Source organism: Cobetia sp. MC34 (assembly GCF_018340035.1).
In the GTDB taxonomy this organism is placed as follows: domain Bacteria; phylum Pseudomonadota; class Gammaproteobacteria; order Pseudomonadales; family Halomonadaceae; genus Cobetia; species Cobetia amphilecti.
Genome location: NZ_JADPPY010000004.1, coordinates 114,229 through 126,907, shown reverse-complemented (window position 1 = coordinate 126,907; position 12,679 = coordinate 114,229). Strand labels below are relative to the sequence as shown.

The window sequence follows — 12,679 nt, the reverse complement described above, 5'->3', positions numbered from 1 at the left end:
CTGGATGCTGGCACCCCGTGCCGTGCGACTCCCCTTCCTGACGGATCCGCCCCTTGCGACGGTAACGTCATGCCCGAAGCGATTGACGCGCTGAACCCGCGCCAGATCCTCCGTGCAGCCTGAGCCAGCCACTGCCAACCCTTGCTGCCGCGTGACGCATGTCGTGTCTCGCATGGCTCCATGAGAACGTCTTCCTGACAGAGTCTCGTGTGTCCGGCACTTCATCGCGGCAACCTGCAGTGCGCTCGCCTATTCTGTCGGCACCCAGTGGCCGAAACTCCGCCTCCCGATCTCGAAGCTGGCAGTCCGGCCCTGAGCCTGTGTCTGCGCTGCCCACGAATGACGGACTACGTACTACAACAACGACTGGAGCGAGTCTTCCATGACCCTGCTGTTGATCGTGCTATTGCCGTTACTCGGTGCCCTGGTGCCCTTGATGGCCAGAAACCTGCCCCGTGCACGCCTTGCCTGGCTGACCGCGGTGGCACCTGCCCTAGCACTCGGTATCGCCGTCTTCCACCTCGGAGACGTCTTCTCGGGCATGGTGCCCCAGTTCCATCTGCCCTGGATCGCGGAGCTGGGACTCAACCTGTCGCTGCGCTTCGATGGTCTGTCGGGGCTGTTCGTGCTGCTGATTCTCGGCATTGGCCTGCTGATCATCCTCTATTCCCGCTATTACCTGTCGGGCGAGGATTCGCTGGCACGCCTCTACAGCTTCCTGATGCTGTTCATGACCGCGATGCTCGGCATCGTGATGGCAGACAACCTGCTGCTGATGTGGGTGTTCTGGGAGCTGACCAGTCTGAGCTCCTTCCTGCTGATCGGTTACTGGTACCAGCTGAGCGAGGCGCGCAAGGGCGCCCGCATGGCCCTGACCGTCACCGGCGCCGGGGGTCTGGCACTGCTGGCCGGTATCCTGGTCATCGGGCATATCGTCGGCAGCTACCAGTTCGATGACGTGCTGGCCGCGGCGGACCAGATCCGCTCCCACGAGCTCTATCCGGTCGCGCTGGTGCTGGTACTGCTGGGCGCCTTTACCAAGTCGGCCCAGTTCCCGTTCCAGTTCTGGCTGCCCCATGCGATGTCGGCACCGACGCCGGTGTCCGCCTTCCTGCACTCCGCCACCATGGTCAAGGCCGGTGTCTTCCTGCTGGCGCGCATGCACCCGGTGCTCGCGGGGACAGACCTGTGGTTCTACATCGTCAGCCTGACCGGCCTGGCCACCCTGCTGTATGGCGCCTGGTTCGCGCTGATGAAGCAGGACCTCAAGGGCGTGCTGGCCTTCTCGACCATCAGTCACCTGGGCCTGATCACGCTGCTGTTCGGCTTCAACAGCCAGATGGCCGCCGTCGCGGGCCTGCTGCACATCATCAACCACGCCACCTTCAAGGCCTCGCTGTTCATGGCCGCCGGCATCGTCGATCACGAGTGCGGCACGCGTGACATTCGCAAGCTCAACGGCCTGTATCGCTACATGCCGCATACCACGGTGCTGGCGATGGTCGCCTCGGCCTCGATGGCCGGTGTGCCGCTGCTCAACGGCTTCCTGTCCAAGGAAATGTTCTTCGCCGAGAGCCTCGATGCCCAGCTGCTGGGCGGCCTGTCGTGGCTGATTCCGGCGCTGGCGACCCTCGGTGGCATCCTGTCGGTGGCCTACTCGCTGCGCTTCATCCACGACGTCTTCTTCAATGGCGAGCCGAAGGATCTGCCCAAGACTCCGCATGAGCCGCCGCGCTACATGAAGCTGCCCATCGAGGTGCTGGTGCTGATCTGTCTGCTGGTCGGTATCCTGCCGTCGCTGGTGATCAAGGACCTGCTGGTCAGTGCCTCCGCCAGCGTGCTGGCCGGACCGGTACCGGACTTCAGTCTCGCCATCTGGCACGGCTTCAATCTGCCGCTGCTGATGAGCGGTATCGCGCTGGCGGGCGGCGTCGCCGTCTATGCCCTGCGCCACCACCTCTATTCCTTCCAGCGTCAGTTCCGCGCGCGCAATGCCCTGCTGGTGTTCGAGGCCAACGTGCAACGTCTCGTCAAGCTTTCCGAGCGCAGCATGGACAGCTTCGAGAATGGCTCGCTGCAGCGCTACATGCTGTGGCTGCTGCTGACCGCGCTGCTGTTCGTCGGCATCGGCCTGCTGGCCGTGCCGCAACTGGGCGGGGAGCTTGAGCAACAGCCCTTCGATGGCATGCTGCTGACCGGCGCCGTGATCACCGGTCTGGCCGGCCTCGGCACCGCGATCACCCACCGCAAGCGTCTGATCTCGCTGCTGATGCTGTCCGTGGTCGGCCTGATGACCTCGCTGGCCTTCGCGCGCTTCGCCGCACCTGACCTGGCACTGACCCAGCTGGCGGTCGAGGTGGTGACGATGATCCTGCTGATGCTGGCGCTGTTCTTCCTGCCCCAGCGCACGCCCAAGGAATCCAGCGCACGCCGCATCATGCGCGACGTGCTGCTGGCCAGCGCCTTCGGCGTGGTGGTGGCGAGCCTCAACTTCGCCATCCTGACCCGCCCGGTGGAGTCGATCTCCGACTTCTTCATGGCCAATGCGGTCTCCGGTGGCGGTGGCCATAACGTGGTCAACGTGATTCTGGTCGACTTCCGTGGCTTCGATACGCTGGGTGAGATCACCGTACTGGGCATCGCGGGCCTGGCGATCTTCAAGCTGCTCAACCGCCTGCGCCTGTTCATGCCGTCCAGTGACCTGGATGGCCGTGGCTGGTCGCCGGATCGCCATCCGATGATCCTGGCCACCGTCTCCCAGACGCTGCTGCCGCTGGCACTGCTGGTCTCGGTCTACATCTTCCTGCGGGGCCACAATGCGCCGGGCGGCGGCTTCATCGCCGGTCTGGTGACGGCAGTGGCCATCATCCTGCTCTACATCGCGCGTGGCGTGGACTGGACGCAGCGCTGGCTGCGCTTCCCCTATCAGCCCGTCGCGGCGGCCGGGGTGTTGATCGCCGGCCTGACCGGCGCCGGCAGCTGGGTGTTCGGCTATCCGTTCCTGACATCCTCCTTCGGCCACTTCACTCTGCCCGTCATCGGGGAAATCGAGCTGGCCACCGCGCTGCTGTTCGACCTCGGCGTCTACCTGACCGTGGTCGGCGCGACCCTGATGATTCTCGCCAATCTGGGCAAGCTGACGACTCCGCATCGCCCGACCAAGGAGAAGATGTGATGGAAGCTCTCTACGCCACTACCACCGGCCTGCTGGCCGCCTGCGGTGTCTACCTCACCCTGCGCGGCCGCACCTTCCCCGTCGTGGTCGGCCTGACGCTGCTGTCCTACGCCGTCAACCTGTTCCTGTTCTCCATGGGTGGCCTTGCGATGCACGGCAATCCAGCCGTGGTCGGTGCCGGCTCACCAGCGGCTGACCCGCTGCCCCAGGCGCTGGTGCTGACCGCCATCGTGATCGGCTTCGCCATGACGGCCTTCGTGGTCATTCTGGCGATGCGCGCGCGCGGCGACCTGGGCAGTGACCACGTCAACGGCAATCGCCTGGATGATTCGAAAGAGAAAGAGGACACCAAGTGATGCTGCAACACCTGATTGTCCTTCCGATTGTCCTGCCGCTGCTGGTGGGGGCGGGCCTGCTGCTGAGTCGTGCCACCTCACCGACCCTGCGCCGCACGGTCAGCCTGGTGGCCCAGGCATTGATGGTGGCCATCGCCATCGCGCTGGTGGTGCAGGCCGGTGATGGCACCATCCGCTACTACGCGCTGGGCGACTGGCAGCCGCCGTTCGGGATCGTGCTGGTGCTGGATCGCCTGTCGGCGACCATGGTGCTGCTCAGCTCGCTGCTGGGACTGCTGGCCTGTCTGTACGCCACGGCGGGCATCGATGAGACCGGCTCCAACTTCCATGGCCTGTTCCTGCTGCAGCTGATGGGCATCAATGGCGCCTTCCTGACCGGCGACCTGTTCAACCTGTTCGTGTTCTTCGAGGTGCTGTTGATCGCCTCCTACGCCCTGCTGCTGCATGGCGGCAGCAAGGCACGCACGCTGTCGGCGCTGCACTATGTGGTGCTGAACCTGATGGGCTCGGCGTTCTTCCTGATCGCGCTGGGTATCCTGTACGGCGTGACCGGCACCCTGAACATGGCCGACATGGCGGTCATCGTCACCACGCTGGACCCGGGCCGTGCCGGCCTGATGGAAGCCGGTGGCCTGCTGTTGCTGGTGGTGTTCGGCCTCAAGGCGGCGATGCTGCCGCTGTACTTCTGGCTGCCACGCGCCTATGCCGCGGCTTCGGCACCGGTGGCGGCGCTGTTCGCGATCATGACCAAGGTCGGCATCTACTCCATCCTGCGCGTCTACTCGCTGATCTTCACCGACAACGCTGGCGCACTGGCGGACCTCGGTCGTGACTGGCTGTGGTGGGCGGGACTCGCCACCCTGGTGGTGGCGATGCTGGGCGTGCTCTCGGCGCGTGATCTGCGCACCCTGGTGGCCTATCTGGTGATGGTGTCGGTGGGCACGCTGCTGACGGCGCTGGGCATGAACACGATCGAGGCAGACAGCGCGCTGCTGTTCTACCTGATCCACTCGACGCTGGTCACCGGCGGCCTCTTCCTGCTGGTCGACGTGGTCGCCGGTCAGCGCGGCAAGGCCGGGGCACGCATCGTGCGCTCGCGCCCGCTGCTGCAGGCAGGCCTGCTGGGCGGCCTCTTCCTGATCGGCACCGCCGCTGCCGCCGGGCTGCCACCGTTCTCGGGCGCCATCGGCAAGGCGCTGATTCTCGCCTCGGCGACGCCGGAGCAGCAGATCTGGCTGTGGCCGCTGCTGCTGCTGGCCGGTCTGTGCTCGCTGGTCGCCTGCTCACGCGCCGGTTCCAGCGTGTTCTGGCGCACCAGCAAGGCCGAGCCCAGCGGCGAGCGCATCGGCGTAGCCCGTGGCATCGCCACTGGCGGGCTGATCTCGGCCGCGCTGATGCTGGTCATCTTCGCGGGGCCGCTGGCGAACTGGACCAAGGCCACCGCCGAGCAGCTGTCCAACCCGGCCCCCTATCTTGAATCCTTGCTCGGCAAGGACGCGGCACCCGAAACCGCGCCGCCGCTGAAGGGAGATGTCTCATGATCAAGCCTCGTTCCCGTCTCTTGCCCACGCCGATGCTGTCGGTGCTGCTGCTGATCGTCTGGCTGATGCTGCAGAACAGCGTCGCGCCCGGTCAGATCCTGCTCGGGGCAGTACTGGCCATCGCGATTCCCATCCTGACCTACCGCTTCTGGGAGCCGCAGCCCGACCTCCAGAAGCCCTGGCGACTGATCAGCTACTTCCTGCGCGTGATCATGGACATCATCATCGCCAACCTGCAGGTGTCCTACCTGATCCTCAATCCGCGCGCCAAGTTCCGTCCGGCCTTCGTGCGCTACCCGCTGGAGCTTGAGGAGAAGTTCCCGATCACCCTGCTGTCGAGCACCATCACGCTGACGCCGGGCACGGTCTCGGCCTATCTGACGCTGGATGGCCGCCATCTGATCATCCACGCGCTGGATGTCGAGGATGAGCAGGAGTTGATCGACGAGATCCGCCAGCGCTACGAGCGTCCGCTCAAGGAGATCTTCGAATGCTAGACATCGCCCTGTGGATCAGCATCGCGCTGTTCGCCGCCTCGCTGGTGCTCAACGTCTTCCGGCTCGCCATCGGGCCGGACCTGCCGGACCGCATTCTGGCGGTGGACACCATGTACGTGAACTCCATCGCCCTGATCGTGCTGTTCGGCATCCAGCTCAACAGCAAGTCCTACTTCGAGGCGGCGCTGTTGATCGCCATGCTCGGTTTCGTCAGCACCGTGGCAGTCTGCAAGTACCTGCTGCGCGGCGACATCATCGAATGACCTGAGCGGAGACTCCCCATGCCCACCTGGTTCTATCCTGTCCTCGAAGGCGTGATCGCCTTCTTCCTGGTTGCCGGCGGCCTGTTTGCCTTCATCGGCTCTCTGGGACTGACGCACCTCAAGGACTTCTACATGCGCCTGCACGGCCCCAGCAAGACCACCACGCTGGGGGTCGGCTGCGTGCTGATGGCGTCGATGATCTATTTCCGCGCCACCACCGGCCACTTCAGCTTTCAGGAAATGCTGGTGTCCATCTTCCTGTTCATCACCGCCCCCGTGACCGCTCACCTGCTGTCCAAGGCGGCGCTGCACCAGAAGCTGGTGGCGGACAACCGCACACGCAACGTGCCGGAGCGACTCGAAGTCGCCGAGGAGCCGGACGAGGTCAACGCCGAGGCCAGCGAATCCCGCCTGCCGTGATCGTCACTCGGCTCTCATCAGGCAGGCCCTCATCAAGCGGGGCCAAGCCACGAGAGCGGATTCACGAGCGCTGATTCGCAGGAGCGGATTCACGAACAGCAGGCCAGCAACATGAAAACGCCCCACCAGTGATGACTGGTGGGGCGTTTTCATTTCGCGGGCAATGGCAGTATGACGGGCTTGCTCGTTACCAGCCCTGAGTATGCTGGCGACACAGCGCCTCGAGCAGATCGATATGGTCACTGCGGTCATTGAGCGCCGGGATGTAGCGGAAGTCGCCACCACCGGATTCGGTGAAGTAGCCGCGGTTCTCTTCCTCCAGCTCTTCCAGCGTCTCGAGACAGTCAGCCGCGAAGGCCGGCGAGATGACATCGACGCTTTCCAGCCCTTCACCGCCCCACGCCTTCAGCGTTTCATCGGTGTACGGCTTGAGCCACTCGGCCTTGCCGAAGCGCGACTGATAGGTCATCGCCCACTCATCGTCACCAAGCCCCAGCGCCTCGGCCAGCAACTGGCTGGTGCGCTCGCATTGCGTCGGGTAGGGGTCACCTGCGGTGGCATAGCGCTTGGGAATGCCGTGATAGCTCATCAGCAGGCGCTTGCCGCGCCGGCCTTCCTTCTCCCAGTGCTCACGCACGCTGGTGGCCAGCGCCGCGATGTAATCCGGGTGGTCGTGATAGTCGCGCACGAAACGCAGCTCCGGCAGATGCGGGCACGGCTTGAGTGCACGCGCCAGGCGATCGAAGACCGCGGCGGTGGTCGTGCGCGAGAACTGCGGATAGAGCGGCAGGATCAGCATGCGGTCGGCACCGCGGCTGGCGAGCTTGCGCCCCACCTCTTCCATGGTCGGCTTGCCGTAGGTCATCGCCAGTTCGACGGGAATGTCCTCGCCCAGCGACTCGGCCAGACGTGCTTCCAGCGCGGCGCGCTGACGCTTGCCGATCGCCATCAGCGGTGAGCCGTCTTCCGTCCACACCGAGGCGTAGGCCTCGGCCACCTTCTTGGGACGCGTCGTCAACACCAGGCCATGCAGAATCGGCAGCCAGAGCAGACGCGGCAGGTCTATCACGCGCACATCACCGAGAAACTCCGCGAGGTAACGGCGCACCGCCTTGGGGGTCGGGGCATCGGGGGTGCCGAGATTGACCAGCATGACGCCAAAACGCGGGGTACTCATGGATGATGGACTCCTGACTAGGGGCAAGAAGAGAGGTGAAGCGGCAGCGCAGCCACTTTCACCGCAGCGCAGCCACCTTCACCGACAGCGCAGCCATATTACCAGCTTGCCCTGTGCGTGAGGGATGAAGTTATACTATCATCACTATTTGTATAGCTTTAAGACAATTATTGTCACAACCCTCCCGGAGTCCTCGTGCCCGAACCCTCCACTCTGCAACTTGCCACTCGTCACGACTTCGCGCGGCCATTGGTGCTGATCCTCGGCGACCAGCTCAGCCATGACCTGGCAAGTCTCAAGCAGGCACCCGCCGACAGCGTGATCGCCTTCTGCGAGGCCGAGGAGGAAGGCCGCTACGTGCCGCACCACCCGCACAAGATCGCGATGATGCTGGCCGCGATGCGCCATCACGCCCAGGAACTCAGGGAGTGTGGCTGGCAGGTACATGAAAGCCGACTGGATGACCCGGACAACCTCCAGCGTCTGGCCAGCGAGGCAGAGCGTCTGGCCGCCCTGTATCAATGTGATGGCGTGCTGGTGACCCGCCCCGGCGAGTGGCGGCTGCTGGACGACTTTCTGGCGCGGCGCGAGGCCGGCAGCGTGCGTTGGGAAGTCCTCGAGGACACACGCTTCTTCACCACGCCGGCAGCCTTCGCCGGCTGGGCCGAGGGCCGCAAGCAACTGCGCATGGAATACTTCTATCGTGAGCAACGCCGTGACACCGACCTGCTGATGGAAGGCAGCGAACCCGCCGGCGGCAAGTTCAACCACGACCACGACAACCGCGAACCGATTCCAGACGACTTCCACGCCCCACCGCCGCCGGTGCATGCCCATCACGAGGATGCGACCACCCGCGAGGTGCTGGCGCTGGTCGCGGCGCGCTTCGGGGAGCAGGCCAGTGACGAGGAGCGCCACTTCGGCAGCCTCGAGAACTTCAACTGGGCCGTCACCCGCGCCCAGGCCCGCTCTGACCTTACGCATTTTCTCGATCATTGCCTGGCAGACTTCGGCCGCTATCAGGATGCCATCGAGGACAGCGATCCCTTCCTGTTCCATTCACGCCTGTCTGCCGCGCTCAATATGGGGCTCTTGAGCCCGCAGGAAGTCTGCAACGCCGTGGACGCCGCCTGGCGGCGTGGCGATGTACCGATCAACTCGGCGGAGGGGTTCATTCGTCAGATACTCGGCTGGCGCGAATATGTGCGCGGCATCTACTGGACGCGCATGCCCGGCTACAAGCGCGAGAACCGGCTGGAAGCCAGCCGCAACCTGCCGGAATTCTTCTGGACGGGGGACAGCGGCATGCGCTGTCTGGATCAGGCCATCGCCAGCACCCGCGAGCATGCCTACGCCCACCATATTCGTCGCCTGATGGTCACAGGCAACTTCGCGCTGCTGTGCGGCGTGAAGCCCGAGGCGCTATGCGACTGGTATCTGGCGGTCTATGTGGACGCCTGTGAGTGGGTCGAGCTGCCCAATACGCTGGGCATGGTGCTGCATGCCGATGGCGGCCTGATGGGCTCCAAGCCTTACTGTGCCTCGGGCAAATACATCGACCGCATGTCCAATCACTGCGCCAGGTGCCAGTACTCGCCGAAGAAGGTCACCGGCACGCATGCCTGCCCGTTCAACAGCCTCTATTGGCACTTCATCGAGCGCCATCGCGAGGCATTGTCACGCAATCCGCGCATGTCACTGGTCTATGGCAGCTGGCGACGCATGAAGGACGACAAGCGCGAAGCCCTGCTGCAACAGGCCGACGCCTTTCTGGCTCGCCTCGACAGCGCCGCGGACTATGGCAGTGATGCCCATCGCGCCGGTTACTACGCCGCGCCCTCCAGTCTCACGACCGACAAGGAATCCTCATGAGTCGCATCTGGCAAGCCAGCGCACCGGTCACGCTCTATCACGATGGCAAGTGCCCCCTGTGCCAGCGCGAGGTCGCCTGGCTGGCCAGGCATCCCGGGCGGGAGCGGATCAGAACGGTGGATATCCGTGCATCAGATTTCTCGCCTCAGGCGCTGGGCTTGAGCTTCGAGACGATGATGGGACGCCTGCATGTGCAGGACGCACGCGGGGAGTGGTATGTCGGCATGGATGCCAGCCGAGCACTCTATGCGGTACTCGGCTATCGGCGTCTGGTGCGCCTGTCGCTGCTGCCGGGCCTACGCCCGCTGATGGACTTGAGTTACCGCTTCTTCGCCCGCCATCGCGAGCGCATTGGCCGCTGGGTGCCTCAAAAGCACACCTGAGCCAGGAGGCGCGGACTTAGAAGCTCAACGGGATACGCGAGCTCAAGGGTTGATGGTACTGCGGCGGGCGGCCGATCATCTCGTCGTTGGCGACCTGCGAGACCAGCCACGCCCGTGACATCCCGCCCCGCTTGAGCTCGCTGTAGACATCCTCCAGCGAGCGGAACAGCATCGGCTTGCCGCGCTTCATCAGCAGCTCACTGCGCTCCTCCTCTTCCTCGCCGGCGGCTTTCAGCACCAGCTGGACCTGATAGAAACGACTGGCGGCATGACTGATCACGCGTGCCTCCAGTGCAGGGTAATCGGCCATCAAGGATTGCAGATTGCTGGTAAAGATGGCGGACGGCGTGAAGATGCTGGCGGTTCTGGACATGTAAAGACTCCTGCGCATCCAGGGGACTGCGCATGGTAAGGCCGTAAGACGACGACGTGGTACAAGGATAGCCCGTGAAAACAGGGGCTGGGCGACTCAGACATCCCAGCAGCCCGACACTTCAGGATGAACTTCAAGGCTTCACGCCAGACTGATGACCAGCGATGACAGTCATGGGGCAGGCGGATGACGATTGAGTGACTCGCAGGCGGAGATCACTGCACTGGTGAGGCGCACGCCTCGATGACACGCCCGGAGTCCCGCGCCTTGGCCTCGCTCTTGAGCTCGCTCCAGCGCGCGGCGATCCAGGTCGTCTCGCACCCGGCAAGGCCATGCAGCGCCACCAGCGACAGTCGCGTCAGCGGGAAGAAGCGCGTGGTGCCGAAGCGGTCGTGGCCCTGAAAGCCTCCCGCTGCCAGCACATCGGCCGGATACAGGCTGGCGACCGCATGCTGGAATGCCGACTGCAGGCCGGCCAGGCGTTGCTCGAGCGCTGTCAGGCGCAGTGCCCGGTGAGATTCGGTCATGCACAGCGTCATCACGAAATCATCGCCGCCGACATGGCCGAGAAAGTCACCCTCCTGCAGCGCATCGCGCAATACCGTCGCCAGCGCCAGCAGCATGCGGTCACCCTGCGCGTGGCCGAAGCGGTCATTGAAGGGCTTGAAGTTGTCGAGATCCAGATAGATCGCCGCCCACTCGGCACTGCGCGCGTTGCTGTTCTCTCGCAAGTCCTCGCTCAAGCCCTCACCCATGCACGCGACCTCGCCAGCCACGCACTCGAGCAACTGACGCTCGATCGGCCCGTTGCCCGGCAGGCGCGTCAGTGGGTTGGCCTCCTCGGCGCTCGCCACCTGCAGCTCCGTGATGATGCGCAGCAGATCCAGGGTGCGCCCCAGCCCCTGATAGCGCCCGCCCCGCGTGATGATGAAATCCTCATCGCGATCGCTGCCTTCGCGGCCGGTCACCTTGGCCGATACGCGCTCCAGCGTCTCATCCGCCTCGACGCGCAGCGGACTGCTCTGCATGACCTCATGGATCATACGACGCGCATGCAGCTCCGGCCCGAAGCGCTGGCTCAGCAGCCCCAGCAGGCGATGGCGAATGATCAGGCCCACCGGTCGTTGTTGCTCGTCCACCACGGCCAGCGACATCACCTCCTGCTCGGCATGCAGACGCTGGGCGACCTCATTGACGGTGACATCCTGCTGCACCGGCGTCACGGCGCGCGCCAGACTGCCGATGCTGCGGCCAGGCGGCGGGCGCTGTTGCAGCCTGCGACTCAGCTGGCGCAGATGCCGGTCGAGCACGGCGCGCTGGCCAAGCGGGTCGGCCTCGGCCGGCGCGAACAACCAGCCTTGCAGATAGTCGGCCCCCAGCTGGCGCACGCATTCCATTTCCGCCTCATGCTCGATTCCCTCGGCGATCACCTGACTGCCACTGCCGTGGGCGATATCGATGATCGAGCGCACGAAGCGCCGCTTGAGCGGGTCGGCATGGATACCACTGATGAAATGACGGTCGATCTTGACGAAGTCCGGCTGCACCGACGACCACAGCTTGAGGCTGGCATAGCCCTCCCCGAGGTCATCCAGCGCGATGGCGAAGCCCATCGATTGATAATGGCTGACAGCTTCCCGCATCAGCGCCGAATCCAGCCCCGGTGTCTGCTCGGTGAGCTCGATCACCACCTGATGCGGACGCAGGCCGAAGCGCCGCAGCAGGCGTCGCGTCAGGCCGGGCGAGTGGGCGCCATCCAGCAGCACATCGGGTGACACGTTGATGAACAGCCGCTCCGTCAGGCCCAGCGTCGACCATTGCTCGAGCGCACGCTCGCGACACAGGCTGTCGAGCTCCACCAGTCGGCCGTGTTCGCGCGCCGCCGAGAACATCGTCAGCGGTGAGGCCAGTGGCCCTGCGGCACTCCCGCGCGCCAGCGCCTCATAGGCGAAGACCTCACGGCCATTGGATGACACGATGGGCTGGAAATGCATGCTCACCTGGCGCAGACGCAGCAACGCCTCCAGTGCATGACGGGATTCGACGACAGGCTGGCCATGAGCGGCTTGCAGGGACGGGGATGGGAGCATGTCAGAATCTGAACATGCTGATATGACAGAGGGATGACAAAGGTGACGCGCGGCGCATGAGGCGCCTCATCCGGCAGAGGGGATGCCAGACGCCAGTTCGACTAACTCGATGTGCCGACTATCTCGACGTACCGCCTATCTCGATCAAAACAGGATCACGCCATGTCGGCCTGGCAGCCGGCATGGCGTGATCCTCATGCGCCAGGGTGACGCTTACAGCGAGTTGGGGTCGATGGCCTTGCCGAGGGAGTTGCGGTCGATCCACTTGCCCGCCTTGGTCTCCTTGTAGCGGAAGACGACCATATCACCGGCCACCACCGGCACTTCGCTGTCTTCGGTCTGGTAGCTGTAGCTCTCACCTTCCACGACCAGCGTGAAGCGGTAGAGGTCCGGCATGCCCAGCCATTCCTTGAAGGGTCCTTCACGCTCCAGGCTCTCCAGCGTGCCGCGGCCCTGCAGCTTGGGGGTACGTGCGCGTCCGCGCCCAAATCCACCTGCCATGCTATCTCCTCCCCGTCAGTGCGGGTCTTGC

Annotated in this window: 12 protein-coding genes; 8 read left to right on the top strand and 4 right to left on the bottom strand. The window is 64.5% G+C overall.

The features are described from left to right. Nucleotides 1-382 precede the first annotated feature (382 nt). The 6 genes from IZU87_RS03730 to IZU87_RS03705 are packed head-to-tail and all read left to right on the top strand — an operon-like array spanning nucleotide 383 to nucleotide 6,252. Nucleotides 383-3,175 carry a monovalent cation/H+ antiporter subunit A gene (locus tag IZU87_RS03730; RefSeq protein WP_043334738.1) on the top strand — a complete coding sequence of 931 codons (2,793 nt, stop codon included), beginning with the start codon at nucleotides 383-385 and terminating at the stop codon, nucleotides 3,173-3,175. Beyond that, complete coding sequence (locus IZU87_RS03725) at nucleotides 3,175-3,531, top strand: Na+/H+ antiporter subunit C (protein WP_043334740.1); 357 nt, start codon at nucleotides 3,175-3,177, stop codon at nucleotides 3,529-3,531. Before IZU87_RS03730 ends, IZU87_RS03725 begins: the two co-directional genes overlap by 1 nt. After that, the gene (locus IZU87_RS03720; protein WP_052384719.1) at nucleotides 3,531-5,072 is read left to right on the top strand and encodes a monovalent cation/H+ antiporter subunit D; all 1,542 of its coding nucleotides are present in this window, start codon (nucleotides 3,531-3,533) and stop codon (nucleotides 5,070-5,072) included. Before IZU87_RS03725 ends, IZU87_RS03720 begins: the two co-directional genes overlap by 1 nt. Continuing rightward, the gene (locus IZU87_RS03715) at nucleotides 5,069-5,569 is read left to right on the top strand and encodes a Na+/H+ antiporter subunit E (RefSeq protein WP_043334742.1); all 501 of its coding nucleotides are present in this window, start codon (nucleotides 5,069-5,071) and stop codon (nucleotides 5,567-5,569) included. Before IZU87_RS03720 ends, IZU87_RS03715 begins: the two co-directional genes overlap by 4 nt. After that, nucleotides 5,563-5,832, top strand: coding sequence for a K+/H+ antiporter subunit F (locus IZU87_RS03710; protein WP_043334744.1), 270 nt, complete (start codon nucleotides 5,563-5,565; stop codon nucleotides 5,830-5,832). The genes IZU87_RS03715 and IZU87_RS03710 overlap by 7 nt, the downstream gene beginning before the upstream one ends. An 18-nt stretch (nucleotides 5,833-5,850) precedes the next feature. Further along, a complete protein-coding gene (locus IZU87_RS03705; RefSeq protein WP_213113710.1) occupies nucleotides 5,851-6,252 on the top strand; it encodes a Na+/H+ antiporter subunit G in 402 nt (133 codons plus the stop codon). Nucleotides 6,253-6,439: 187 nt separating this feature from the next. On the opposite strand, the gene hemH is transcribed toward IZU87_RS03705, so the two are convergent. Further along, a complete protein-coding gene (gene hemH / locus IZU87_RS03700; RefSeq protein WP_054555275.1) occupies nucleotides 6,440-7,429 on the bottom strand; it encodes a ferrochelatase in 990 nt (329 codons plus the stop codon). 195 nt (nucleotides 7,430-7,624) lie between these two features. Between hemH and IZU87_RS03695 the strand changes: the two genes are divergently transcribed. Both IZU87_RS03695 and IZU87_RS03690 read left to right on the top strand, forming a co-directional pair. After that, on the top strand, nucleotides 7,625-9,301 hold the full coding sequence (locus IZU87_RS03695) for a cryptochrome/photolyase family protein (RefSeq protein ID WP_339926976.1): 1,677 nt from the start codon (nucleotides 7,625-7,627) through the stop codon (nucleotides 9,299-9,301). Beyond that, entirely contained in the window at nucleotides 9,298-9,684 is a 387-nt protein-coding gene (locus IZU87_RS03690) for a thiol-disulfide oxidoreductase DCC family protein (protein WP_213113709.1), read from the top strand. Before IZU87_RS03695 ends, IZU87_RS03690 begins: the two co-directional genes overlap by 4 nt. A 16-nt stretch (nucleotides 9,685-9,700) precedes the next feature. Here the strand turns inward: IZU87_RS03690 and IZU87_RS03685 are convergent, their stop codons facing one another. The 3 genes from IZU87_RS03685 to IZU87_RS03675 all read right to left on the bottom strand — a co-directional run bounded on the left by IZU87_RS03685 (nucleotide 9,701) and on the right by IZU87_RS03675 (nucleotide 12,648). After that, the gene (locus IZU87_RS03685; RefSeq protein ID WP_249330419.1) at nucleotides 9,701-10,057 is read right to left on the bottom strand and encodes a DUF6482 family protein; all 357 of its coding nucleotides are present in this window, start codon (nucleotides 10,055-10,057) and stop codon (nucleotides 9,701-9,703) included. Nucleotides 10,058-10,272: 215 nt separating this feature from the next. Further along, nucleotides 10,273-12,147: a bifunctional diguanylate cyclase/phosphodiesterase gene (locus IZU87_RS03680; RefSeq protein WP_213113708.1), complete on the bottom strand. Its 1,875-nt coding sequence runs from the start codon at nucleotides 12,145-12,147 to the stop codon at nucleotides 10,273-10,275. 213 nt (nucleotides 12,148-12,360) lie between these two features. Then, a complete protein-coding gene (locus tag IZU87_RS03675; protein WP_043334752.1) occupies nucleotides 12,361-12,648 on the bottom strand; it encodes a hypothetical protein in 288 nt (95 codons plus the stop codon). Nucleotides 12,649-12,679 lie beyond the last annotated feature (31 nt).